The 24,717-nt window shown below is 68.9% G+C and carries 21 protein-coding genes; 13 read left to right on the top strand and 8 right to left on the bottom strand.

The features are described from left to right. Positions 1-32: 32 nt before the first annotated feature. Complete coding sequence (gene xdhA / locus ACG00Y_RS24645) at positions 33-1,511, top strand: xanthine dehydrogenase small subunit (RefSeq protein WP_394483560.1); 1,479 nt, start codon at positions 33-35, stop codon at positions 1,509-1,511. A gap of 73 nt (positions 1,512-1,584) precedes the next feature. Next, positions 1,585-3,906, top strand: coding sequence for a xanthine dehydrogenase molybdopterin binding subunit (gene xdhB, locus ACG00Y_RS24640; RefSeq protein WP_394483559.1), 2,322 nt, complete (start codon positions 1,585-1,587; stop codon positions 3,904-3,906). On the opposite strand, the gene ACG00Y_RS24635 is transcribed toward xdhB, so the two are convergent. Genes ACG00Y_RS24635 through polA form a run of 5 tightly spaced genes read right to left on the bottom strand, consistent with a single transcriptional unit; the run spans position 3,903 to position 8,337 of the window. After that, positions 3,903-4,310 carry a LuxR C-terminal-related transcriptional regulator gene (locus tag ACG00Y_RS24635; protein WP_394483558.1) on the bottom strand — a complete coding sequence of 136 codons (408 nt, stop codon included), beginning with the start codon at positions 4,308-4,310 and terminating at the stop codon, positions 3,903-3,905. The two genes, xdhB and ACG00Y_RS24635, sit on opposite strands and share 4 nt — an antisense overlap. Beyond that, positions 4,307-4,522, bottom strand: a complete 216-nt coding sequence (locus ACG00Y_RS24630; protein ID WP_394483557.1) for a helix-turn-helix domain-containing protein — start codon at positions 4,520-4,522, stop codon at positions 4,307-4,309. The genes ACG00Y_RS24635 and ACG00Y_RS24630 overlap by 4 nt, the downstream gene beginning before the upstream one ends. 33 nt (positions 4,523-4,555) lie before the next feature. Beyond that, positions 4,556-5,170 carry an ATPase gene (locus ACG00Y_RS24625; RefSeq protein ID WP_394483556.1) on the bottom strand — a complete coding sequence of 205 codons (615 nt, stop codon included), beginning with the start codon at positions 5,168-5,170 and terminating at the stop codon, positions 4,556-4,558. Between the two features lie 3 nt (positions 5,171-5,173). Next, positions 5,174-5,518 carry a type II toxin-antitoxin system prevent-host-death family antitoxin gene (locus ACG00Y_RS24620; RefSeq protein ID WP_394483555.1) on the bottom strand — a complete coding sequence of 115 codons (345 nt, stop codon included), beginning with the start codon at positions 5,516-5,518 and terminating at the stop codon, positions 5,174-5,176. 56 nt (positions 5,519-5,574) lie between these two features. After that, a complete protein-coding gene (gene polA / locus ACG00Y_RS24615; protein WP_394483554.1) occupies positions 5,575-8,337 on the bottom strand; it encodes a DNA polymerase I in 2,763 nt (920 codons plus the stop codon). 33 nt (positions 8,338-8,370) lie between these two features. On the opposite strand from polA, the gene ACG00Y_RS24610 reads away from it, so the two are divergent. The 4 genes from ACG00Y_RS24610 to ACG00Y_RS24595 all read left to right on the top strand — a co-directional run bounded on the left by ACG00Y_RS24610 (position 8,371) and on the right by ACG00Y_RS24595 (position 12,851). Then, entirely contained in the window at positions 8,371-8,664 is a 294-nt protein-coding gene (locus ACG00Y_RS24610; protein ID WP_394483553.1) for a hypothetical protein, read from the top strand. Between the two features lie 37 nt (positions 8,665-8,701). Beyond that, positions 8,702-9,706, top strand: a complete 1,005-nt coding sequence (locus ACG00Y_RS24605) for a homoserine kinase (protein ID WP_394483552.1) — start codon at positions 8,702-8,704, stop codon at positions 9,704-9,706. Next, complete coding sequence (locus ACG00Y_RS24600; RefSeq protein ID WP_394483550.1) at positions 9,703-10,518, top strand: BPSS1780 family membrane protein; 816 nt, start codon at positions 9,703-9,705, stop codon at positions 10,516-10,518. Before ACG00Y_RS24605 ends, ACG00Y_RS24600 begins: the two co-directional genes overlap by 4 nt. A gap of 98 nt (positions 10,519-10,616) precedes the next feature. Next, positions 10,617-12,851 (top strand): PhoX family protein, encoded by a 2,235-nt coding sequence (locus tag ACG00Y_RS24595; RefSeq protein ID WP_394483548.1) that lies wholly within the window; start codon positions 10,617-10,619, stop codon positions 12,849-12,851. Between the two features lie 10 nt (positions 12,852-12,861). On the opposite strand, the gene ACG00Y_RS24590 is transcribed toward ACG00Y_RS24595, so the two are convergent. Continuing rightward, entirely contained in the window at positions 12,862-13,287 is a 426-nt protein-coding gene (locus tag ACG00Y_RS24590; protein WP_394483546.1) for a PaaI family thioesterase, read from the bottom strand. 72 nt (positions 13,288-13,359) lie between these two features. On the opposite strand from ACG00Y_RS24590, the gene ACG00Y_RS24585 reads away from it, so the two are divergent. Then, the gene (locus tag ACG00Y_RS24585; protein WP_394483544.1) at positions 13,360-13,575 is read left to right on the top strand and encodes an addiction module protein; all 216 of its coding nucleotides are present in this window, start codon (positions 13,360-13,362) and stop codon (positions 13,573-13,575) included. Then, positions 13,572-13,865 carry a type II toxin-antitoxin system RelE/ParE family toxin gene (locus ACG00Y_RS24580; RefSeq protein WP_394483542.1) on the top strand — a complete coding sequence of 98 codons (294 nt, stop codon included), beginning with the start codon at positions 13,572-13,574 and terminating at the stop codon, positions 13,863-13,865. The genes ACG00Y_RS24585 and ACG00Y_RS24580 overlap by 4 nt, the downstream gene beginning before the upstream one ends. Here the strand turns inward: ACG00Y_RS24580 and ACG00Y_RS24575 are convergent, their stop codons facing one another. Beyond that, on the bottom strand, positions 13,866-16,229 hold the full coding sequence (locus ACG00Y_RS24575) for a UvrD-helicase domain-containing protein (RefSeq protein WP_394483540.1): 2,364 nt from the start codon (positions 16,227-16,229) through the stop codon (positions 13,866-13,868). It abuts the gene before it with no gap. A 100-nt stretch (positions 16,230-16,329) separates the two neighbouring features. Between ACG00Y_RS24575 and ACG00Y_RS24570 the strand changes: the two genes are divergently transcribed. Continuing rightward, positions 16,330-17,058 (top strand): DUF481 domain-containing protein, encoded by a 729-nt coding sequence (locus ACG00Y_RS24570; RefSeq protein ID WP_394483538.1) that lies wholly within the window; start codon positions 16,330-16,332, stop codon positions 17,056-17,058. A 60-nt stretch (positions 17,059-17,118) separates the two neighbouring features. Here the strand turns inward: ACG00Y_RS24570 and ACG00Y_RS24565 are convergent, their stop codons facing one another. Continuing rightward, a complete protein-coding gene (locus ACG00Y_RS24565) occupies positions 17,119-17,409 on the bottom strand; it encodes a hypothetical protein (protein ID WP_394483536.1) in 291 nt (96 codons plus the stop codon). A 92-nt stretch (positions 17,410-17,501) separates the two neighbouring features. On the opposite strand from ACG00Y_RS24565, the gene ACG00Y_RS24560 reads away from it, so the two are divergent. From ACG00Y_RS24560 to ACG00Y_RS24545, 4 genes are all read left to right on the top strand, one after another. After that, on the top strand, positions 17,502-19,835 hold the full coding sequence (locus ACG00Y_RS24560; protein ID WP_394483534.1) for a hypothetical protein: 2,334 nt from the start codon (positions 17,502-17,504) through the stop codon (positions 19,833-19,835). Positions 19,836-20,005: 170 nt separating this feature from the next. After that, complete coding sequence (locus tag ACG00Y_RS24555; protein ID WP_394483533.1) at positions 20,006-22,282, top strand: putative bifunctional diguanylate cyclase/phosphodiesterase; 2,277 nt, start codon at positions 20,006-20,008, stop codon at positions 22,280-22,282. 98 nt (positions 22,283-22,380) lie between these two features. Then, positions 22,381-23,079, top strand: coding sequence for a sensor histidine kinase (locus tag ACG00Y_RS24550; protein WP_394483531.1), 699 nt, complete (start codon positions 22,381-22,383; stop codon positions 23,077-23,079). Next, positions 23,076-24,710, top strand: coding sequence for a tetratricopeptide repeat protein (locus tag ACG00Y_RS24545; RefSeq protein WP_394483529.1), 1,635 nt, complete (start codon positions 23,076-23,078; stop codon positions 24,708-24,710). Before ACG00Y_RS24550 ends, ACG00Y_RS24545 begins: the two co-directional genes overlap by 4 nt. The last annotated feature ends 7 nt before the right edge of the window (positions 24,711-24,717 follow it).

The raw sequence follows: 24,717 nt of genomic DNA, 5'->3' as shown, positions 1-24,717 counted from the left end.
TTCTGGATCAAGCCTCGACAATCGAGGCCAGCATGAACACCCGCTCCATCCGTTTTTTCCATCGCGGCCAGGTCACCGAAGTGGCCGGCCTGCCCACGACGACGACGGTGCTGCAGTACCTGCGTGAACACGCTCACTGCACCGGCACCAAGGAAGGCTGCGCCGAGGGCGACTGCGGCGCCTGCACTGTCATCCAGGGTGAGCTGGATGCGTCGGGGCAATTGCAGCTACGCAATGTCAATGCCTGCACGCAATTACTGCCCACGCTGGATGGCCGCGCGCTGCTGACCGTGGAGGACCTGGGCGGCCCCGAGGTGCTCAACCCTGCCCAGCAGGCGCTGGTGGACTGCCACGGCTCGCAGTGCGGTTTCTGCACACCGGGCTTCGTCATGACGATGACCGCCTGCTACGAGGCCCACCAGGCCGCCGGCACGCGCCCGGACCGCCAGGAGCTGGCCGACGCGCTGGCCGGCAACCTGTGCCGCTGCACCGGCTACCGGCCCATCTTGGATGCCGGCGAGCGCATGTTCGACGCGCCCGCCCGGCTGCTCGACCGCGAGCCCGTCATCGCCGCGCTGCGCGAGCTGGCAACCGACGAACCGCTGGACTACCGCCACGCTGGCGACCGCTTCCACGCGCCGCAGACCATTGCCGACCTGGCGCTGCTGCGCGAGACCTACCCGCAGGCGACGTTGTTGGCCGGCTCGACCGACATCGGCCTGTGGGTCAACAAGCAGTTCCGCGAACTGCCGGCGCTGATCTACACCGGCCGCGTCGAGGCGCTGCGCGAGATCCGCGCCGAGGACTTCGACGGCCAGCCGGGCCTGTGGATAGGCGCGGCGGCCTCGCTGGAGGACGCTTGGGGCCAGCTGACGGAACTGGCGCCGTCTCTTGCGGAGCTGTGGCGCCGTTTCGCCTCGCCGCCGGTGCGCCATGCCGGCACGCTGGGCGGCAACATCGCCAATGGCTCGCCCATCGGCGACGGCGCACCCGCCCTGATCGCCCTGGGCGCGGACGTGGTGCTTCGCAAAGGTGGGCAGCAGCGCCGCCTGCCGCTGCAAGACTTCTATCTCGACTACATGAAGAAGGACTTGCAGCCCGGCGAGTTCGTCGAGGCGCTGCATGTGCCCCGGCCCGACACGAGCTGGGCCATCTCGGCGCACAAGGTCTCCAAGCGGCATGACAGTGACATCTCCGCCGTCTGCGCGGTACTGGCGCTGCAGTTGCGCAATGGCACGGTGCAGCAGGCGCGCTTCGCCTTTGGCGGCATGGCGGCCATCGTCAAGCGCGCGGCTGCGGCCGAGGCCGCGGTCGTCGGTCAGCCCTGGGTCGAAGCGACGGCCGAAGCGGCTGCCGCCGCGCTGGTCAACGACTTCAAGCCCATGACCGACGTGCGCGCATCCGACCGCTACCGGATGAAGGTCGCGCAGAACCTGCTGCGCAAGCTGTGGCTGGAAAGTCTGGACCGGCGCACGCTGACGGTCTGGCGTATCGCGAGGTTGGCAGCATGAGCGCCGCGCCGGGCCGTCCCAAGCAAGCTCGCTCCCGCTTGGCGGGACAGCGCGAAGCGCGAAGGGTGCATCAATGAACAAGCGCGAAGTCCTGGTCGCCAACGAGCCCGTCGTCGGTCGCTCGTTGCCGCATGAGTCCGCCCACCTGCACGTCAGCGGCGCCGCGCCCTACACCGACGACCTGCCCGAGCCCGCCGGCACGCTGCATGCGGCACTGGGCCTGTCGCCCATCGCCCACGGCAAGCTGCTGGGCATCGACATTGAGCGCATCCGCAAGATGCCCGGCGTCGTCACGGTGCTGACGGCGGCCGACATTGCCGGTGAGAACAACTGCGGCCCGCTGCTGCATGACGACCCCATCCTGGCCGACGGCGAACTGCGCTACGTCGGCCAGCCGGTGTTCGCCGTCATCGCGACCGACCGCGAACTCGCCCGTCGTGCGGCATCGCTGGCCAAGCAGGTCATCCAGGCCGAGCCGCTGCCGCCGGTGCTGACGGCGCTGGCCGCCCATGCGCTCGGCCAGTATGTTTTGCCGCCCATGCACTTGACGCGCGGTGAACCGGCCGAGCAGCTCGCCACCGCGCCGCACCGCCTGCAAGGCACGTGGAGCCTGGGCGGGCAGGAGCAGTTCTACCTGGAAGGCCAGATCAGCCTGGCCCAGCCGCAGGAAGGCGGCGACGGCGTGCTGGTGCATTGCTCGACGCAACACCCGAGCGAGATGCAGCAACTCGTGGCCCACGCGCTGGGCTGGCATGCTCATCGCGTCGTCGTGCAGTGCCGGCGCATGGGCGGCGGTTTTGGCGGCAAGGAGTCGCAATCGGCCGTGTTCGCCTGCGTCGCAGCCATCGCCGCGCTGAAGCTGAAGCGGCCCGTCAAGCTGCGCGTGGACCGGGATGACGACTTCCTCATCACCGGCCGCCGCCACGGCTTCGACTACCGCTGGGACGTGGGCTTCGACGCTGAAGGCCGCATCCTCGCCGTCGACATCGACCTGGTCTCCAACGCCGGTCACAGCGCCGATCTCTCTGCGCCCGTCATGGCCCGCGCGCTCTGCCATTTCGACAACGCCTACTGGCTGCCGCACCTGGCCATGCACGGCTACTGCGCGAAGACGAACACGCAGAGCAACACCGCCTTCCGGGGCTTCGGCGGGCCGCAGGGCGCCATCGCCGTCGAGATGATCCTGGACGGCATCGCGCGCCGGTTGGGGCTGGACGGTACGGCCGTGCGCCAGCGCAACTTCTACACGGCCGGCAACGACATGACGCCCTACGGCCAGCAGGTCGAGGAGCTGCACGCGCAACCACTGACGGCCCAACTGCTGGCCAGCAGCCGCTACGCCGAACGCCGCGCGGAGATCGACGCGTTCAACGCCTCAAGCCGCGTGCTGAAGAGAGGCCTGGCCTTCACGCCGGTCAAGTTCGGCATCTCCTTCAACGTCGTCCACCTGAACCAGGCCGGCGCGCTGGTGCATGTCTACACCGATGGCTCGGTGCTGGTGAACCACGGCGGCACGGAGATGGGCCAGGGGCTGAACACCAAGGTCGCCCAGGTCGTGGCGCATGAGCTGGGCCTGACCTTGGATCACGTGCGCTGCTCGGCGACGGACACGAGCAAGGTCGCCAACACCTCGGCAACCGCCGCGTCCACCGGCAGCGATCTGAACGGCAAGGCCGCGCAGGACGCGGCGCGCAAGATCAGGCTGCGGCTGGCGGCTTTCGCGGCCGAGCGCTTTGGCTGCGCGGCTGAACTGATTGCGTTTGAAGGCGGCCAGGTCAGCGGCGGCGGGCATAGCCTGTCCTTCCCCGACCTCGTCGCCGCCGCCTACATGAAGCGCGTGCAGCTCTGGAGCGACGGCTTCTACACGACGCCCGGCCTGCACTGGGACCGCAGCAAGCTGCAAGGCCACCCCTTCTACTACTACGCCTGGGGCGGCGCCGTCTGTGAGGCTGTCGTCGACACGCTGACCGGCGAGAGCCGCATCACGCGTGCCGACCTGCTGCACGATGTCGGCACCAGCCTGAACCCGGCGCTGGACATCGGCCAGGTCGAAGGCGGCTTCATCCAGGGCATGGGCTGGCTGACGATGGAAGAGCTGGTGTGGCACCCCGTCACGGGCCTGCTGACGACGCACGCGCCCAGCACCTACAAGATCCCGACCGCCAACGACTGCCCGCCCGAGTTCCGCACCGAGCTGTTCGGCATCGCCAACGCGAGTGAAACCATCCACCGCAGCAAGGCCGTCGGCGAGCCGCCGCTGCTGCTGGGCTTTGCGGCGCTGCTGGCGATCAAGGACGCCTGCGCCGCCTGCGGGCCCGAGCGTTGCGACCCGCCGCTGCGTGCGCCGGCCACGGCCGAGGCGGTGCTGGACGCGATCGACGCGATCCGGGTCTAACGGGGTTTCTGCGCCGCCGCGACGACTGCCTGGGTGCGCGAGCTGACGCCCATCGCCTTCAGCACCGCGGCGACATGGTCCTTGACCGTCTCGACGCTGACGCCCAGTTCGCGCGCAATGAGCTTGTTGGACAGGCCCTGCGTCAACAGGCGCAGCACATCCTTCTGGCGCGGCGTCAGCGGCAGTGTGGTCCAGTCGGGCACGGTCACCACGGCCGCATGCGCGCCCTTCTGCGTGGCCGGCAACGGCGGCACATAGGTACCGCCGGCCAGCACCAGGCGCAGCGCATACGCCAGCGTGTCCAGGTCGCTGCGCTCGGGCACATAGCCCATGGCGCCGGCACTGATGATGCGCAAGGCCTCGGCCACGTCGTCGCCACCCGAGATGACGATCACGGGCGTCACCAGCTGCTCGCGGTGGCGCGCTGCAGCAGCTCCATGCCGCCCGGCACACGCAGGTCCAGCAGCACGACGTCGGGCCGGTCCTGGGCCAGCGCGGCCCACGCAGCGGCGCCGTTGTCGACACCATGCACCTGCGCGCCTCCGAACTGCTGAACGAGCATGCCGGCGTTCGCGGCATGCACCATCGGAAACGCATCGACCAGGAGAACCCTCATCGCGCCCGCCCCCTTAGTCGGCGCCGATGATAGTCAACGCAGCGCGGCCGCGAGCAGGGGCTTGGCCCACGCGGGGATGACGGCCAGCGCCGCGTGGGCGACGACACGGCCGGCCTGCATCTGCAGCAACAGCACCGGCCGGGGCCGCTTGCCGGCACGCGGGTCGGCCTCGAAGCTGTTGTCGTAGACGCGCAGGCTGGCCAGGTGAGGCATCAGCTTGACGAGGTTGCTGCGGCTGGCGTCGAAGCGCTCGCGCACCTTGGCCTCGGGGATGTTGTGGCCGCCCGCCGCCACGCGGGCCGCGATGCGGCGCAGATGCAGCTCGGGCGTGGCCAGGCCGGCGAACCAGACGTGGATCTCAGCGCCGCTGCGGGCGCCTTCCAGCAGCAGTTTGGCGATGCTGGTACCGCCCAGCGTCGTCTCGAAGGCATAGGTCAGGCCGTCAGCCAGCGCCTTCTCCAGGCCGCGCCGCCCTGCCGCCCATGCCAGCCCGTTCACTTGTTCGGTGGAGAGGCCCGGGCGCTCCTGGCGCAACCGCGCCGCCACGACGTCGGGGTTGAAAAATGGCGAGCCAGCGGCTGCGAGCGCCGCACCGCCCACTGAACTCTTGCCGGCCCCGTTGACGCCGGCCAACACGAAAATCGGCAAGGCTCAGGCGCGCTTGCGGCGAGGTTTGGCAGCAAGCACCGCAGCCGCCCCGAGGGCCTCGGGCGTCATCGCAAAGGCCTCGGCCATTGCGGCAGCCTTGCCTTGCATGCCCGCCAGCAAAGCGTCGAACTCGGCATTCAAAGCACCCAGATCGGGCTCGGCGGCACGCTGCAATTCGCGGTAGCGCTCCACCGACATCAGCACATAGGCCGGCTGGTCATGCTTGGTGATGAGCACCGCGCCATGGGTGTCCACCGTGCGGCCGACCTTCTGGATGCCGGCCACGAGCTGCGTGGCAGAAACGCTGGGCAGCTGGTCGGCAATGGCTTGTTCGAGGACGGCGGACATGGGACCTCCGGAATAGGCAATGTCTGTATTTTGCCCATTTTGGGGAACATGGGAAATCAATGCGCTTCTTCCCAGTTGCTGCCCACGCCCACCTCGGCCAGCAACGGCACCTTCAGCGCCGCCACGCCAGCCATCAGGCGCGGCACCTCGGTACGCATCCAGTCCAGCTCGGCGTCGGGCACCTCGAACACCAGTTCGTCGTGCACCTGCATAACGATGCGCGACTGCTTGCCCGTGCGCTCCAGCTCGGCCTGCACGGCCAGCATGGCCAGCTTGATGAGGTCGGCCGCCGTGCCCTGCATGGGCGCATTGATGGCCTGGCGCTCGGCACCCGCGCGGCGCTGGCCGTTGCCGCCGCGGATCTCGGGCAGGTAGATGCGGCGGCCAAACAAGGTCGACACGTAGCCCAGCTCGGCCGCGCTGGCCTTGGTCTCGTCCATGTAGGTCTTCACGCCGGCAAAACGGGTGAAGTAGCGGTCGATGTAGTCCTTGGCCGCCTTCTGCTCGATGCCTAACGCCGAGGCCAGGCCGAAGGCGCCCATGCCGTAGATGAGGCCGAAGTTGATGGTCTTGGCGTAACGGCGCTGCTCGCTGGACACCTCGGCCAGCGGCACGCCGAAGACCTCGCTGGCAGTCGCCTTGTGCACGTCCTGGCCTTCCTGGAAGGCCTTGAGCAGGCCCGGGTCCTCGCTGATGTGAGCCATGATGCGCAGCTCGATCTGCGAATAGTCGGCGCTGACGATGCGGCAGCCCTCGGGCGCGATGAAGGCCTCGCGCACGCGCCGGCCCTCGGCCGTGCGGATGGGGATGTTCTGCAGGTTGGGCTCGTTGCTGGACAACCGCCCCGTGATGGCCACGGCCTGCGCGTAGTTGGTGTGCACGCGGCCGGTCTGGGCGTTGATCTGCAGCGGCAGCTTGTCGGTGTAGGTGCTCTTGAGCTTGGACAGGCCGCGGTACTCCAGGATCTTGGCCGGCAGCGGGAAGTCGGCGGCCAGCTCGGTCAGCACTTCTTCGTCGGTGGACGGCGCGCCGGTGGCCGTCTTCTTGACGACCGGCAGACCCAGCTTGGTGAAGAGGATGTCGCCGATCTGCTTCGGGCTGCCGATGTTGAAGGGCTGGCCGGCGATGTCGTAGCACTGCTGCTCCAGCAGCACCAGGCGCTGGCCGATCTCGTGGCTTTGCGCCTGCAGCCGCCCGGCGTCGATCAGCACGCCGGTGCGCTCCACGCGGGCGAGCAGGTCGGCCGTGGGCATCTCGATGTCGCGATAGATGCGCAGCAAGCCTGCGTCGGCCTCGATCTGCGGCCACAGCACGCCGTGTAGTTGCAGGCACATCTCGGAGTCCTCACCCGAGTAAGTCGTCGCCTTGTCGACGCTCACCTGCGCGAACGGGATCTGGTGCGCACCCTTGCCGCACAAGTCCTCGTAGCTCAGGCCCTTGCGGCCGAGGTGGCGCTCGGCCAGCGCTTCGAGGTTGTGGGTCTTGTGGGCTTCGAGCACATAGCTCTGCAGCAACGTGTCGTGCTGCACGCCGGCCAGGTGGATGCCGGCGTTGGTCAGCACGTGGCGGTCGTACTTGAGGTTCTGGCCGATCTTCTTGGCGGACTCGTCCTCCAGCCAGGGCTTCAGCCGCGCCAGCACCTCGTCGAAGGGCAGTTGCTCCGGCGCATCCGGGCCGCTGTGGTGCAGCGGGATGTAGGCGGCCTCGCCGGGCTTGTCGGCAAACGAGATGCCGACGATGCGCGCGGCCATGGGGTCGAGCGAATCGGTCTCGGTGTCCAGCGCGCACAAGGGCGCTGCGCGCAGGCGGGCGATCCAGGCGTCGAGCTGGTCGAAGGTCAGGATGGTGTCGTACTGGCGGGCCACGTCGGCGGCGCCGGCGGGCAGCTCGGGCTCGTCGAACAGGCCGGGGTTGGCGGACGGCGTTGCCTTGGCCTTGGCCGCAGGCGCTTCGCCGGTCAGCTCCTCCAGCCAGGCCTTGAAGCCATTGCGCGTATAAAACGCGGCCAGCTCGGCCTTGGCCGGATCGCGGAAGGCCAGCTCCTCCAGCGCCGGCCAGCCCACCACATGCTCGGCCAGTTCGCAGTCCAGCTTCACGGTCACCAGCTTGCGGCCCATGGGCAGCCAGTCCAGCGCGGCGCGCAGGTTCTCGCCGGCCTTGCCCTTGATCGCCGGCGCGGCGGCGATGACGCCGTCCAGCGAGCCGTACTCGGCAATCCACTTCGCCGCCGTCTTGGGGCCGACGCCGGTCACGCCCGGCACGTTGTCCACCGTGTCGCCCATCAGCGTCAGGTAATCGATGATGCGATTCGGCGGAACGCCGAACTTGGCCAGCACGCCGGCCTCGTCCAGCCGCTCGTTGCTCATCGTGTTGATGAGTTCCACGTCCGGGTTGACGAGCTGGGACAAGTCCTTGTCGCCTGTGGACACGATGACGCGGTGTCCTTGCGTGGTCGCGATGCAGCACAGCGTGCCGATGACGTCGTCCGCCTCCACGCCCGGCACCGTCAGCGTGGGCCAACCCAGCAGCTTGACGACCTCGTGGATGGGCTCGATCTGCGCGCGCAGCTCCGGCGGCATTGGCGAGCGCTGGGCCTTGTACTCGGGGTACCACTCGTCGCGGAAGGTCGGGCCCGAGGCATCGAACACGCAGACAGCGTGCTCGGCGCCGATGTCGGTCTGCAGCTTCTTCAACATGGCCACCATGCCGCGCACCGCGCCGGTGGGCTGGCCTTCCGGCCCGCGCAGGTCGGGCATGGCATGGAAGGCGCGATAGAGGTAGCTGGAACCGTCGACCAGCAGCAGGATGGGTTTGCTCATGGCGGCGATTCTCGGCCACCTAGAATCGCCCGCATGCTTCGCCCCGCCGTACTCCTCCTGCTCGCCGCCTTCAGCGCCGCAGCCCTCGCCGACCCGCCGCCCGAGCCCAAGGTCGAGAAGACCGTGGCCGAGGACGACCAGGTGCGCATCGAGGAGCTGAAGGTGCGCGGCGAGGCCAAGAAGGTCACGGTGAAGAACAAGCTGCCCAAGGCCCCGGACTACGAGATCGTCGTCAACGACGCGGGCCGCGAGTCCGCCGGCGGCACCGGCACCGGCCTGCCCAAGAGCGGCTCGGGCACGCGGGTCTGGCAAGTCCTCAAATTCTGATTGCGCGCGGCCCCCGGGTCGCCAATTCTCCAGACCCATGGCCGTTTTCACCGAAGTCAGCGCCGAGCAGGCCCAAGCCCTGCTGGACCACCTCCAACTCGGCAGCCTGAGCTCGCTGCGCGGCATTGGTGCCGGCATCGAGAACACCAACTACTTTGTCGACTGCACACAGGCCGACGGCCATCTGCACCGCTATGTGCTGACGCTGTTCGAGCGCCTGACGGCCGAGCAACTGCCCTTCTACCTGCGGCTGATGCAGCACCTGGCGCAGCGCGGCGTGCTGGTGCCCTCACCCCATGCGGACAGCAGCGGCGAGATCCTCTTCGAGGTCGCCGGCAAGCCGGCAGCCATCGTCGACCGCCTGCACGGCGGCCACCAGATGGCGCCGGACGCCTTCCACTGCCAGCAGGTCGGCGCCATGCTGGCCCGGATGCACCTGGCGGGCAAGGACTACCCGCTGCACCAACCCAACCTGCGCGGCCTGGCCTGGTGGCGTGAGGTGGTGCCGCAGCTGCTGCCCTTCCTGGCCGCCGACCAGGCCGAGCTGCTGCACAGCGAGCTGGCCTACCAGGAGCAGCTTGCCGCATCGGCCCGCTACGGCGATCTGCCCACCGGGCCCATCCACGCCGACCTGTTCCGCGACAACGTCATGTTCGAGCCCGGCGAGGGCCCGGGCCGCGAGCGGCTGACCGGCTTCTTCGACTTCTACTTCGCCGGTGTCGACACCTGGCTGTTTGACATCGCCGTCTGCCTGAACGACTGGTGCATCGACCTGACCAGCGGCCGCCTCATCGAGGAGCGCGCCGCCGTGTTCGTGTCGGCCTACGAGAGCGTGCGGCCGCTGTCCGGCGCCGAGCACCGCCTGCTGCCGGCCCTGCTGCGCGCGGCCGCGCTGCGCTTCTGGGTGTCGCGCCTGTTCGACCTGCACCTGCCGCGCGAGGCCTCGCTGCTGAAGGCGCACGACCCCAGCCATTTCGAGCGCGTGCTGCGCGAACGCATCGCCAAACCCTGGCATGCCTTGCACGACGAGGCCCTCAAATGACCATGCAGCTCCATCTGCAGCAGGTGCCGGCGGGCAACGGCAGGGTGTGGATACGCCACGGCTTCAAGGTCTTCCAGCGCCAGCCACTGGTCTTCCTGGGGCTGATGGGCATGGCGCTGCTCGCCTCGCTGGTGTTGTCCGCCCTGCCCTTCGTCGGCCCGGTGCTCGGGCTGATGGCCATCCCGCTGTGCTCGCTGGGCTTCATGCTGGCGACCCACCTGGTGCTGCAGAAACAGCGGCCGACGGCGGCCGTCTTCCTCGCGCCGCTGCGGCTGACGCCCGAGCGCCGCAACCGTCAGCTGACGCTGGCCGCCAGCTTCGCGGTGATGGCGCTGGGTGTCATCCTGGCGGCCAATGCCGTGGACGGCGAAGCGACGCAGGCCGTGCTGGAGCTGATGGCCAACAAGGGCACGCCCGAGGAGTTCGCCAAGGCGGCCGGGGACTCACGCATCCTGTGGGGTGCACTGCTGCGCTTCGGCGGCCTGACGCTGCTGTCCATTCCCTACTGGCATGCACCGGCGCTGATCCACTGGGGCGGCCACGGCGTCGGTCAGGCGCTGTTCTCAAGCACGCTGGCGCTGTGGCGCAACAAGGGCGCGTTTGCGCTTAACGGCCTGCTGTGGGTGGCCATGCTGCTGGCGCTGTCCGGCCTGATCACGCTGGTGTTCTCCATCCTCGGCCTGCTGCAGGCCGCACCCATGTTCATGATGGTGGCCGGCATGCTGCTGTGGGCGGTGTTCTACGCGTCGCTGTACTTCAGCTTCGTCGACTGCTTCATGTTCGGCGCACCGCAAGACGTGCTCGACCACTGAACGGCGAAGGGTGACGCCTGCAACGGGCGTTTCATCGTGATTTCACGAAGGCCACATAGTCTGTTCGGCTGTGTTCCAACCCTCGTGATGTCACATCCATGTCCCGCTCTTCTGGCACGTCCGTTCTGCCCCTCGCTGCCTCGTTTGACGACGAAGATTCCAACCGCTCCGCCAATCCCAGCTTTGACAGCGTGCTGCAGGCACGCCTGAGCCGCCGCAACATCCTGCGCGGCGGCTTCGGCACCGCGATGACCGCCGCCTTCGGCGCCACGGCGCTGACCGCCTGTGGCGGCGGCGACGACAACCCCGCGCCCGCCCAGCCAGCCAAGCCCACCGAGACACTGCTGTCCTTCGCGGCGGTCAGCAAGAACCTCAACGACACCATCACGGTGCCGGCCGGCTACACGGCCAGCGTCGTGTTCGCCACCGGCGACCCGATGGCCGCCGGCGTGTCGGCCTACAAGAACGACGGCACCGACAGCGGCTTCGACAAGCGCGCCGGCGACTGCCATGACGGCATGGAGTACTTCGGCCTGTCGGCCACCGGCACGCCGGACGCCAACAGCAGCGACCGCGCGCTGCTGGGCATGAACTTCGAATACATCACGCCGCAGTTCCTGCACGCCAAGGGCCCGACCGCCCTGCCGCGCCCGGCCAGCGAGGCTGACATCGAGGTGGACGCCCACGGCGTGGCCATCGTCGAGTTCCGCAAGACCGGCGGCAAGTTCGCCTCGGTGGTGGATTCGGCCTTCAACCGCCGCATCACCGGCCTGACCGAGATCGAAATCTCCGGCCCCGCGCGCGGCCATGCGCTGCTGGTCACCAAGTTCTCGCCCGCGGCCACCAAGACCCGCGGCACGCTGAACAACTGCGGCACCGGCAAGACGCCTTGGGGCACGCTGCTGACCGGCGAAGAGAACTGGACCGGCTACTTCTTCCGCGCCATGGGCGACAACGCCCGCCGCAGCGCCAACGCCAACGTGGCGCTGGCCCGCTACGGCCGCAACGCCACCGCCACGGCGGCCGCCGCCAGCCGCTACGGCTGGGAGACGGCCGGCAGCGCCGACAAGTACGCGCGCTGGAACACCAGCGTGACCGGCGTGTCGGCCGACGGCAGCGACGACTACCGCCACGAGATCAACGGCCAGGGCTACATCACCGAGATCGACCCCTACAACGCCGCCTCCGTCATCAAGAAGCGCACGGCACTGGGCCGTTATGCCCACGAGAGCGCCGCCTTCAGCAAGCCGGTGGCTGGCAAGCCGCTGGCCGTCTACATGGGCGACGACGCCCAGGGTGAGTACGTCTACAAGTTCGTCTCCAGCGCCAACTGGGTGGCCGCCGACGCCACGCCCGCCGACCGCGTCGCCACGGGCGACAAATACCTGGACAGCGGCAAGCTGTTTGTTGCCAAGTTCAACGCCGACGGCACGGGCAACTGGATCGAGCTGAGCATGGCCAACCCCACGGTGGCCGGCTACACGACCTACGCGTTCGCCAACGATGGCGACGTGCTGATGCACGCCCGCCTGGCCGCCGATGCCGTGGGCGCCACCAAGATGGACCGCCCCGAGTGGTGCAGCACCCATCCCACCAGCGGCGAGGTCTATCTGACGATGACCAACAACAGCAGCCGCCGCGTCGCGCCGACCGGCACGCAGACCCGGGTCGACGCCGCCAACCCGCGTGCCTACTCCGACATCAAGGACGTCTCGACCACCCAGCAGGGCAATGTCAACGGCCACATCGTGCGCATCAAGGAAACCGGCGGCGAGCCCGGTGCCGCCAGCTTCAACTGGGACGTCTACCTGTTCGGCGCCGAGTCCACCGCCTCGCCCGGCTTCGTCAACCTGTCCGGCCTGACCGCCGACCAGGACTTCTCCAGCCCCGACGGCCTGGTGTTCAGCCCCAGCACCGGCATCTGCTGGATACAGACCGACGACGGTGCCTTCACCGACACCACCAACTGCATGATGCTGGCCGCACTGCCCGGCACGGTGGGCGACGGCGCCACACAGACGCTGAACTACGGCACGGTCTCGGTGACGACGCCGGTGGGCAAGAAGCCGACGGACGCCACGCTCAAGCGCTTCCTGGTGGGCCCCAACAACAACGAGATCACCGGCATGTGCGAGTCGCCGGACGGCAAGGTGATGTTCGTCAACGTGCAGCACCCGGGTGACGACACGCCCGTGTCGGCCCTGTCCGACCCGAGCAAGTTCACCAGCCACTGGCCCGGCAACAGCGGCTACGGCGCCGGTGGCGCCACGGCCCGCCCGCGCTCGGCCACGGTGATGATCACCAAGAACGACGGCGGCCGCATCGGCAGCTGAATGTGAGGGGCTAGCGCTCCCTCGGGAGCGCGTAGGTGCCGGTGGCGTGAGCCACCGGCTCTTCCTCGCCTTCCGAGTAGATCCACACCTCGCCCACGGCGAGCGTCTTGCCCAACTTCATCAGCCGGCAGCGGGCCACGACACGCCGGTCGGCGCGCGGCTTGCGCAGGAAGTTGATGGACAGGTTCGTCGTCACCGCCAGCGGCACGATGCCGATGCGCGCCAGGATGGCCACGTAGAGCGCCACGTCGGCCAGCGCCATCATGACCGGGCCCGACACCGTGCCGCCCGGCCGCAGCTCCGACTCGCTCACGGCGTGAGCAACGACCACGCTGCCGTCCTCGTCCAGCGCCTCCAGCGTGCAGCGGGTCTGCGGAAATTCGGTGGCCAGGAAGGCGGCCAAAGCCTGCTGGTTGACGGTGAGAGATGGGGTCACAGCGCACTCCGGGATCGGGTGGCCGCAGCTTATGGCAAGCTAGCACCCGCAGTCGCAATTGCCGGAGTCGCCATGGACACCACCTTTGAAACCTTGGAAGCCCAGGTGCTGAAACTGCCACCGGCCCAGCGCGCAAAACTGCTGGACCGCGTGGTGGCCAGCCTGGATGCGGATCTCGTGCGCGATGCCGCCTGGGATGCCGTTGCCGCCAGGCGGGACGCCGACCCGGACACCGAGTTCGAGTCCCTTGACGACGCGCTGGCGGGGTTGCGCAACGAGCGCGGGTGAACCGCTCCCTTCATCGGCTCCCTCGAGCGGAGCTGGCGACGGCGTTCCGCTTTTATCGACGCGAAGCCGGCGCGCGGCTCGCCGAGCGGTTTCTCGACGAGTTCGAGCGCATCGCCCGACTGATTGAGCGCCAGCCCGACCTCGGCACTCCGACCGACGACGGGCGGCGCAGCTATCCGCTGCACGATTTCCCGTACTCGGTCATCTACACGATGAAAGGCAATGGCCTGCGCATTCTGGTCGTGCGACACCAGCACCGCGACCCATCGCACGGCGCCGGCCGCATCTGATCAATCAATCGGCGTCAGCTTCGCCACAGACAGCGCCAGCCACTTCGTGCCATGCCGGCCGAAGTTCACCTGCGCCCGGGCATCCGTGCCCACGCCTTCCAGCGTCAGCAGCACGCCTTCGCCGAACTTGGTGTGGAACACGCCCTTGCCCACGCGCAGGCCGCCGTGTTCGTTCGACACCTTCTGCTTCATGCTGGCCGGCACCGGCGGCTCCACCCAGGCAGCCTTCTCGACGCGGCCCGCGCCCACCATGCCCTTGAGGCCCGAGCCACGGTCCCAGGCCTGCTGGTACTCACGCGCAAAGCCCGAGCCGAAGCCCTGGTTGCGCGGTGTCAGCCACTTCAGCGCGGCTTCCGGCAGCTCGTCGAAGAAGCGGCTCTTGACGTTGTAGCGCGTCTGGCCGTGCAGCATGCGCGTCTGGCAGAAGCTCAAGGAGAGCTTCTGGCGCGCCCGCGTGATGGCCACGTACATCAGGCGACGTTCTTCCTCCAGCCCGTTGTGGTCGGACATCGCGTTCTCGTGCGGGAACAGGCCTTCTTCCAGGCCCGTGATGAACACGGCATCGAACTCCAGGCCCTTTGCCGAATGCACGGTCATCAACTGCACCGCGTCCTGGCCGGCCTGGGCCTGGTTGTCGCCGGCCTCCAGCGAGGCGTGGGTCAGGAAGGCCACCAGCGGCGACATGATCTCGCCGGTCTCGGCGTCCGGCACGGCGCCGGGTGTGCCTGACTCGGCCACCTCGTCCACCGGCAGGCCCACCGCGTTCTTGCCGAAGCCCTCCTGCATGACGAAGGCCTCCGCCGCGTTGACCAGTTCGTCCAGGTTCTCCAGCCGCTCGGCGCCGTCCTTGTCGGTGCGGTAGAAGTCCGCCAGGCCCGAGGTCTCCAGCACCTGCTCGATGATCTCGCGCAGCGTCATGCCCTGGGTCAGGTTGCGCGTGGAGTCGATGAGGTTGGTGAAGGCCAGCAGGTTGGCGCCGCCCTTGCCGCTCATGGCGCTGACGCTCTGGTACAGGCTGCGGCCCGAGGCCTTGGCCGCGTCCTGCAGGTTCTCCAGCGTCTTGGCGCCGATGCCGCGGGTCGGGAAGTTGACGACGCGCAGGAAGCTGGTGTCGTCGTTCGGGTTCTCCAGCAGCCGCAGATAGGCCAGCGCATGCTTCACCTCGGCGCGCTCGAAGAAGCGCAGGCCGCCATAGACCCGATACGGGATGCCCGAATTGAACAGCGCCGACTCGATGACCCGCGACTGCGCGTTGCTGCGGTAGAGGATGGCGATCTGCTGCCGGTCCAACCCGCCGCGCACCAGGCCCTGGATCTCCTCGATCAGCCACTGCGCCTCGGCGAAGTCGCTGGGCGCCTCCTGCACGCGGATGGGGTCGCCCAGGCCGGCGTCGGTGCGCAGCGTCTTGCCCAGGCGCTGGCTGTTGCGGCTGATCAGTTCGTTGGCGGCGTCCAGGATGTGGCCGAAGCTGCGGTAGTTCTGCTCCAGCTTGATGACTTTTCTGACGCGGTACTCGCGCTCGAAGTCCGCCATGTTGCCGACGCGCGCACCGCGGAAGGCGTAGATGCTTTGGTCGTCGTCGCCCACGGCCAGCAGGCTCTGGCCGTTGTCCACACCGGGCGGGGCGAACATCTTCAGCCACGCGTACTGCAGCTTGTTGGTGTCCTGGAACTCGTCCACCAGCAGGTGGCGGAAGCGCCGCTGGTAGTGCTCGCGGATGGCCGCGTTGTCGCGCAGCAGCTCGTAGCTGCGCAGCATCAGCTCGGCAAAGTCGACGACGCCTTCGCGCTGGCACTGGTCCTCGTAGTTGGCGTAGATCTCGACCAGCGTCTTGGTCTGGTCGTCGCGCACCTCCACGTCACCGGGGCGTTGGGCGTCTTCCTTGCAGCCGGCGATGAACCAGCCGACCTGCTTCGGGACAAAGCGCTCTTCATCCAGCTTCATCGCCTTGATGACGCGCTTGATGGCCGACACCGTGTCGCTGGCATCCAGGATCTGGAAGGCCTGCGGCAGGTTGGCCTGCTTCCAGTGCGCGCGCAGGAAGCGGTTGCACAGGCCGTGGAAGGTGCCTATCCACATGCCGCGCACATTGAACGGCAGCATCGTGGACAGCCGCGTCAGCATTTCCTTGGCGGCCTTGTTCGTGAAGGTCACGGCCATGATGCCGCCGGGGCTGACCTGGCCCGTGTTCAACAGCCAGGCGATGCGGGTGGTCAGCACCCGCGTCTTGCCCGAGCCGGCACCGGCCAGGATCAGCGCGGGCTCCGCAGCGGCGGTGACGGCGGCAAGCTGCTCGGGGTTGAGGTTCTTCAGGAGGGGGCTGGGAGCAGCGTCGACCGCCGGGCCGACAGGGAAGGAATTCATGCCGGCATTCTAGGTAAGCACCCCGGCACACCCATCAGCGCCAGGCGAGGGCCACGGCCTGTCGCTGGCGATACTTCGGTTTTTCCCCGCACCCGCTCCCATGCAACGCCTGACCCTCACCCTCACGCTCGCCCTGACCGCACAGGCCACCCTGGCCCAGGACACACCCGACGGCCAATGGCACGGCGGGCTCAGCGTCGCTGGCGCCTTCGCCAGCGGCAACAGCAGCAGCCGCACGCTGTCCGCCAACGCGAACGCCAGTCTCGCGACCGCGCGGGACAAGATCAGCCTCTACGGCCTCGCCAACTACGGTCGCAACAAGGTCGACGGCATCAACGCCACCACGGCCGACCTGCTGCGCGTGGGCGGCCGCTACGACTTCAATCTCGGCCCGCAGTTGTTCTCATTCGGCGCCGCCGAAGGCGAGACCAACAAGGCCGGCGGCGTGCGCGACCGCTACAACCTGACGGGCGGTGTGGGCTACCACCTGGTGAAGAACGAGGCCAACAGCTGGGACGTGTTCGGCGGTCTCGGCTACACCGCCAGCAAGCTCACCGACGGCAGCAACGCCAACGGCGTGCAGGTGCTGCTCGGCGAGGAATCCAGCCACAAGCTCAGCGAGACCACCACGCTGAAGCAGCGTCTCGTCTACTACCCCGGCGGCGGTGACCTCGGCGACCGCGCCACCTTCGACGCCGGCCTGGCCACGACGATCAGCGGCGCCTGGACGCTCAACGCCGGCCTGTCCAGCCGCTACAGCGACCGCGTGCCGACGGGCACCAAGAAGACCGACAACCTGCTGACCGTCGGCTTCGGCTACAAGTTTTAAGCCCCTCGCCCGGCGGGCCGGTTCGGGAGCGGCCCGGCGCTCGGCCCGAAGACCGCTGCTTCAGCGCCTGCGCACCTTGCCGGCCCGGCCGGCCTTGGACCACTCGTAGGCCTCGCCGTCGGGCGTGCGCCCGCCCTCCACCGCCGACACACCCGGTCGGCCGATGCTGCCGTCCAGCTCCGTGGAGATGCTGACATGGCGATGGCCCTGCCTGCGCCTGTCCTCGGCCCAGGCCAGGGCCTGCGTCAGCTCTTTGCTGTCGAACAGCTGGCAGACGGGCGCGGCCTCTTCGCCCTCGCCTTCCAGCCAATACACCACGATGCCCACACTGCGCTCCAGGTTCGATGACACGGCAGCGTAACGCGCCCGGCATGCCCCTTCCTTAAACTCGCTCCCGCGCGGCAAGCCAACAGGCCCGACTGCGACGCCAGGGAGAAAAGACAATGCGATCGATCAAACAATGTGCCGGCATCGCGCTGGCGGTTCTGCTGAGTGCCTGCGGCGGCGGTGGCGGAGGCGGTGGTGACTCGACGCCCGGCACGCCCAGCCCGCCCGTCGCGACAACCACCGTCACCGGCAACATCGCGCCCGGCCCGGTCAACGGCGCCGCCGTCCAGTTGCTCAGCGTGGACAACCAAGGACGCACGACGCTGTTGCAGGAGGTGCGCAGCGGTACCGACGGCGGGTACGCCTTCACCGCATCGATCACGGCGGAGACGGTCGTGATGGTGTCGGCCACCGGCGGCACCTGGACAGACCCGATCAGCAAGGCAGGCGCCACGCTGGATACGAAGCTGCGCGCGGTGGAGGTCTGGACGGGCCCGCTGCGACGCATAAATGCAACGCCTTACACCGAGATCAACGTGCGCAGCCTGGAAAAGGCCACGACGCCGGACTGGTCGCCGGCCAAGGTGCGCGCCGTCGGCCTCACGCTGGCAGGTGAGCTCGGCGTGGCCAGCCTGACGGACTTCCTTCGCATCGACCTCACGCAGCCACCCGGCGCCACCGCGCCCAAGGCCGACGACGTCGCCCATGCCTTGGTGAACGGCGCGTTCATCGGCTTCTGGCGCCGGCTGCAAGCGGCGTCGGCCACGACCGACCTGTCGGCGGCGCTGGATGGGCTGCATCGGCTCACCTTCGTGGACACCGAGGACGACCGCCTGGGCCCGGCCATGGCGGGCGGCACGGTGGACTACGTGGACGTGACGAGCCTGACCGCAGACGACAAACTGCGCATCAAGGGACTGATCCTGTACGGCAAGGACATCCTGCCCACGGCAGCCACGGTGGCTGACGCCATGCCCAAGGGCGTGTCTTCAGGGGCGGGCCTGGCGCCCATGCCGGACGACCAGTTCAGGCTGATCGGCCAGCGCCAGGGGCGCACGCACTTCAACCAGCGCGGTGCGCTGGTGTCCTATGGCGAGGGCGATGCGAAGACGAGCCGCAACGAGCTGTACACGGCGAGCGTGGCCGAGGTCTTTGCTGACGGCGACATCGGCATCGGGCGCTGGAACGGCGGGGTCGAGATCGTGACGCTCCCGTCAGGCGGAGGCCTGTTCGTGCAGAACCCGAGCATCCTGTCCACCAGCGGCAGGATGTACGCCGCCGCGAAACCCGTCTCGCAGATCCCCGCCTGCGGCAGCCGCCGACTGAGCCTGGCAGGCAGCACCAAGCTGACGTTCACGCCGCTGAACTGGAACGATGTCGGGCCCGACCTGACACTGACGGCCGACACGGCGCTGAGCGCGCTGTACCTCGGCAACGTGCAGATCGGCGCCGATGTGGGCATCAGGACCTCAGGCGGCGAGGTCGTCCGCCTGCGCTCCCAGGGTGCGCTGGAGCACCCCGAACTCGCCGGCCTGCAGCTCGACGCGGAGAACGAGGTCTACCTGAACGTCCCCGTCTCGGCGCTGTTCCCGGCCGGCACGACGGCCAAGCTGACCGTGCGGCCCGCTGGAGCCGGTGCGCGCAAGGCGGTCGCTCATCTGTCCATCGGCCTGCCCACTGGCGGCCTCTACGCCGCGCTGGCGTTCACGGCGCCGGACGCCGCGCCGGATGCACAGGGCTGCGCCACCACAGGCGCTCCCGGCGCCGGCATCAACCCCAAGCCCGCGGCAGGCAACCATTTCGTCTTCCTCAGCCACAACAACGAAAGCCTGTTCATGGGCGTTCCCAGGGACGAGGTCAGCTTCGGTGCCTCTGGCGAGTTGACGTCGGTGCTGTCCGCCGTGCGGTTCTCCGGCCCCGCATTCGACCTGGCCGGCAACGAGCACGCCAGCATTGGCCGCGTCACCGTCAGCAGCGGCAATGCGGTGGATGGCAACCTGGTGCAGCGTTCACAGCCCTACGCTGTCGTTCGGCCCGCGACCATCGCGCCCAGAGTCGGCACCGCCCAGTACCAGCTGGTGGCCGCCACGGCGGTCACGGCCGAACGCGGCAGCGGCTCCGCACAGCTCCCACCCGGCTTGATCGACTCGGCCAGCGTGACGGTCTACTTCGACCAATATCCGATCGGCAGCCCCAACGTCGGCAGCGCGACGGCGCGCATCCAAGTGGCAGGCCGCTTCTCCGGCATCTCCTTCGGCACGGATGTCAGCGCCGCGCAGGGAATCGGCCCGCTGGACGTGAGATCCGGCGGCCAGACCCTCGTCGAGATGAATCGCGTCATGGGCGCATTCACAGGACCGGACGGCGAGTACCTCGCGCTCGTCTACATGGACGGCGTCAACGGCATCCCCGTCAAGGCCGCGTTGCTGTTCAGGCGCCAAGGCTCCTGAGAACCGCGACGCCGATGTAGGGCTTGCCGCACCGAATCCGCCGCACCAGTCAAGTGCGGCGGTGCCTCGCACGCCCCGACTCACAGCGTGTTTCCAGCGCTCTCCCCCTCAAACCCTGGCATGCGACTTGCGCACCACCGCGGCACATGAAAAGTCAAAGGGTCTCCCGCATGCAGGCCATTTCCCTCCCGCTGGGGCCGCAGCGACTTCACGAAGCCATCGCGATGGATGCCGCCGTGGCCACCGGCGAACTGGAACGCGCCGCCGGCTTCGGCCAGTGGTGGTATGACCCGCAGACCGGCCGCAGCCTGCTGTCGCCCATGGCGGCGGAGTACCTGGAGATGCCCGCCCGCCCCGCCAAGACGCTGGAGGAGTGCCTGGGCCATGTGCTGGAAGACGACCTGCCAGAACTGACGCGGCTGTGGACGGGTGCGACGCTGCAGGCGCAGCAGCCGCTCGACGTGCGCGTGCTGGGCCTGGCGCGCGGCATGCGCTGGCTGCGCGTGACGCCGCTGCCGCCGGACCCGGCCCGGCCGCGCTGGCGCCACGGCATGCTGCAGGACATCACCAGCCTGACGCTGGCCGCCGTGCGCGAGCGCCTGGGCTATGCGCTGACGGAGTACCTGATCGGCACGCACACGCTGGAGGATGCGATCACCAACGTCATCCAGCTGATCTGCCGCAACCTCGGCTGGGAGTGGGGCGCCTACTGGAGCATGGAGCCGGGCGAGGAACCGGGGCGCAGCCTGTACTGCCGGCATTTCTGGCACCCGCCGGACCGCGAGCTGGAGCAGTTCAGCGTCGTCAGCGCCGCGCTGACGATGGCGCCCGGCGAGGGACTGGTGGGCCGCGTCTGGTCCACCGGCGAGGCCGAGTGGGTGGAGGACATGAGCACCGACCCGCGCTTCCTGCGCCGCCGCAGCGCACAGATGTGCGGGCTGTGGTCGGGCTATGTGTTCCCGGTCACCTATGTGTCGGAAAGCGGCGAGCAGCACCGGCCCGGCGTGCTGGAGTTCTACAGCAGCCTGTCGCGCCAGCCCGAGGCGCAGCTGCCCAAGGTGTCGACCACCATCGGCGCGCTGATCGCCCAGACAGCGCAGCGCCTGGAGACCGAGGCGGTCATCCACCGCCTGGCCCAGATCGACGAGATGACCGACCTGGACAACCGCGCCCACTTCTATGCGCAGCTCAACCGCCACTGCGTACAGAGCCACCGCGAGGGCCGGCGCTTCGCGTTGATGTTCATCGACCTGGACCGCTTCAAGCCCATCAACGACGCCTTCGGCCATGAAGCCGGCAACGCGGTGCTGCAGGAGTTCGCCCGCCGCCTCAAGACGCTGGCGCCGCCGCCAGCGCGGGTGGGGCGACTGGGCGGCGACGAGTTCGCCGTGCTGGTGCCCGACAACGGCGACGAGCAGGCGCTGGCCAGCCTGGTGGATGCCGTGCTGACGGCCGCAACGACGCCGGTCGAGTACGAGGGCATGGCGCTGACCGTCTCGGCCAGCGTGGGCGTCAGCCGTTTCCCCGACAACGGCCAGACCGGGCCCGAGCTGCTGCGCAGCGCCGACGCGGCCATGTACCGCGTCAAGCAGAACGGCCGCAACGGCAGCAACGTCTCCACCACCAGCCCCGACACCCTGGCCCAGCAGCGCGCCAAGCTGGCCCAGCGCCTGGCCATGGAGGCGGAGCTGCGCGAGGCGCTGCGCACCGACCAGCTGCACCTGGTCTACCAGCCCATCGTCGACATCGGCACGCCGGGCGGCCTGCTGCACGGCGTGGAGGCGCTGATCCGCTGGCGCAAGCCTGGCGGCGAGATGGTGTCGCCCGACATCTTCATCCCCATTGCCGAGCGCAGCGACCTCATCATCGACATCGGCCGCTGGGTCATGAGCCGCGCGCTGCACGACCTGGCCACGCTCAAGGGCGGGCCGCTGGCGCGACTGAAGGTGCACGTCAACATGGCGGCGTCGGAGTTCACCAGCAGCGCCCTGCCGGAGATGCTGAGTGCCATGTCGGCCCGGCTGGCGGCGCCGGCCTCGCAGGTCGTGCTGGAACTGACCGAGGGCATGCTGATGCGCCAGCCCGAGCAGGTGCGGCGCGTCATGCACCAGCTGCGCGAGATCGGCTTTGAGATCTCGCTGGACGACTTCGGCATGGGCCACTCCTCGCTGGCCATGCTGAAGAGCCTGCCCATCAGCTCGCTGAAGATCGACCGCAGCTTCGTGCGCGACCTGCCCAGCGGCGAGCGCGACCGCGCCATCGCCCAGACCATCGTCGGCCTGGGCCAGCACCTGCAGCTGGAGGTCATCGCCGAGGGCATAGAAAGCGCCGCCCAGCTGGAGGTGCTGAAGGCCATCGGCTGCGGCTTCGGCCAGGGCTATCTGCTGGGCCGGCCGCTGCCGCTGACGGAGTTGCTGCACAGCTTTCCCGACGGAAGGTGCGGTTGAGAGGTCGCGCGGCGATGTAGAGTTTTGGCCAGCCCAGGAGCTGGCCCTGTGCCAGGCACGCCTCCTGCCCAGCAGCCGAAGCAGCAAAGGCGCGAGCCATGGACATCTCCACCTTCGTGGCCGCCGCCGCCCACGACATGAAAAACTCGGTCAGCGTCATTGCGGCCTATCTGGAGGACGCGTTGCAGCAGCTGGCCAAGACGGACGACGGGCAGCCCTCCGCCGCCGCGCTGTCCACCGCCCAAGCGCTGTACGAGACGCAGCGCGTCAACGGCAACCTGGTGCAGCTGATGGCCATCTTCAAGATCGAGGAAGGCATGTACCCCTTCGAGCCGGCCGCCGTGGCGCTGGACGAGTTCGCCGACGAACTGCTGGGCCGCGTGCGCCCGCTGGTGGCGCTCAAGGGGCTGGACCTGCAATGCGACATCCAGGCGGACATGGCGGACTGGATCTTCGACCACGACCTGATCGGCAGCGTCGTCATGCAGTCGCTGTTCAACGCCGTGCGCTACGCCAGCCACACGGTGCGGCTGTCCATGCACGTCACCGAGCGCGGGCTGGAGATCGAGGTGGCCGACGACGGCCAGGGCTTCCCGGCCTTCATGCTGGAACAGGGCTTCCCGTCGCGCCAAGGCATAGACACGCGCACCGGCAGCACCGGCCTGGGCCTGTACTTCTCACGCCTGGCCGCCGGCCTGCACCGCCGCGGCGAGCGCACCGGCAGCACCAGGCTGGCCAATGGTGGCGGCTCGGGTAGCGACCTGGGCGGCGGCCGTTTCATCGTCGAGCTGCCATGAAGACGATCTCTCCCCACGAGGACCCGCTGGCCGGCAAGGACTTCCTGCTGATCGAAGACTTCGAGGCCATGCGCACGGTGCTGAAAGGCCTGCTGCTGCGCTGCGGTGCCCAGCGCGTGGACACCGCCAGGGACGGCCGCGAGGCCACCGCCATGCTCGCCGCCAAGCCCTACGGCGTGGTCATGTGCGACTACAACCTGGGCCCCGGCAAGAACGGCCAGCAGTTGCTGGAGGAAGCGCGCCTCAAGAACTGGATAGGCCCGGCCACGGTGTGGCTGATGATCACCGCCGAGAAGACCAGCGTCATGGTCTCGGCCGCCGCCGAGGACGCGCCCGACGACTACCTGCTCAAGCCCATCACCGAGAGCCTGCTGCAGACGCGCCTGCTCAAGCTGGTGGAGCGCAAGTCGGCGCTGGCGGGCATCGCTGCGGCGATGAAGGCGCAGGACTGGAAGCGCGCGTTGCAGCTCTGCGACGAACAGTTGGCCGCCGGCACCAAGAGCCTGGCCGAGGTGCTGCGCCTGCAGGCCCTGCTCCACCAGAAGCTGGGCGACTGGCCCAAGGCGCAAGCCCTCTACGAGAGCGTGCTGCAGCGAGGCCCCATCGCCTGGGCCAAGCTCGGGCTGGCGCAGGTGCGCGTCCACCTCAACGACCTGGACGGCGCCCGCGCGCTGCTGCAGGAGGCAGTGCGCGAGCATCCGCAATACCTGGAGGCCTACGACGAGCTGGCCGGTGTGCTGCACACGCAGGGCGAGGGCCAGCAGCAGGTGGCCGTGCTGGAGCGCGCCGTCAACCTGTCGCCCAACTCCGCCCACCGCCAGTCGGCCCTGGGCGTGGCGGCGCAGGCGCAGGGCCAGCGCGACATGGCGGAGCGGGCCTTCTCGCGGGCCCTCAAGCTGACCGAGCACAGCGCCATCGAGGACCTGGAACCCTTCCTCGGCCTGGCCAAGCTGAACACCGAGGCCGGCGCCCCGGCCGAGGCGCAGAAGCTCATCGCCACGATGAGCCAGCGCTACAGCAACAGCCACGACGCGCACCTGCTGGGCAAGGCCGAGCAGGTGCGGGCGCTGCAGGCCCTGGGCGACACGGCAGGCGCCGCCCGGCTCGCCGCCGAGCTGGTGGCGCTGAGCGCGGACGAAACCTCGCCCGGTGCGGCCGACATTGCCGCGCGTGTCGCCGAGACCTTGATCGAGGCCCAGCAGGCCGACGCCGCCACCCAGCTGCTGCACCACCTGACGCACAACCACCACGACGACGAGCGCCTGCTCAAGCGCACCCAGCGCGCCTTCGAGAGCCTGGGCCTGGGCGCCAGCGGCGGCGAGCTGGCGGCGGCCGCCCGGCGCGAGGCCACCAACGCGATGAAGGACGGCATGCAGCTGATGGCCTCGGGCGACCACCAGGCGGCACTGGAAAGCCTGCGCGGCGCCAAGACCTCCATGCCCCGCAATGCGCGCGTGCTGCTGAACTTCGCCGCCGTGGCGCTGACCGTCGTGCAGCGCCACGGCCGCTCGGCAGCGCTGGAGGCCGAGGCGCGCAACTGCATCGCCACCGCCCAGGCGCTGCGCCCCGACGAACCGCGCGTGGCCGACCTGCTGCGGCAGCTGGCGCGCTTGACGCAAGGGCCGGCCTGACGGCCAG

This window comes from Pelomonas parva (assembly GCF_043555835.1).
Classification (GTDB): Bacteria; Pseudomonadota; Gammaproteobacteria; order Burkholderiales; family Burkholderiaceae_C; genus Pelomonas; species Pelomonas parva.
Note: the sequence above shows the minus strand (reverse complement) of the source record. Positions and strands in the feature narration are given on the sequence as shown.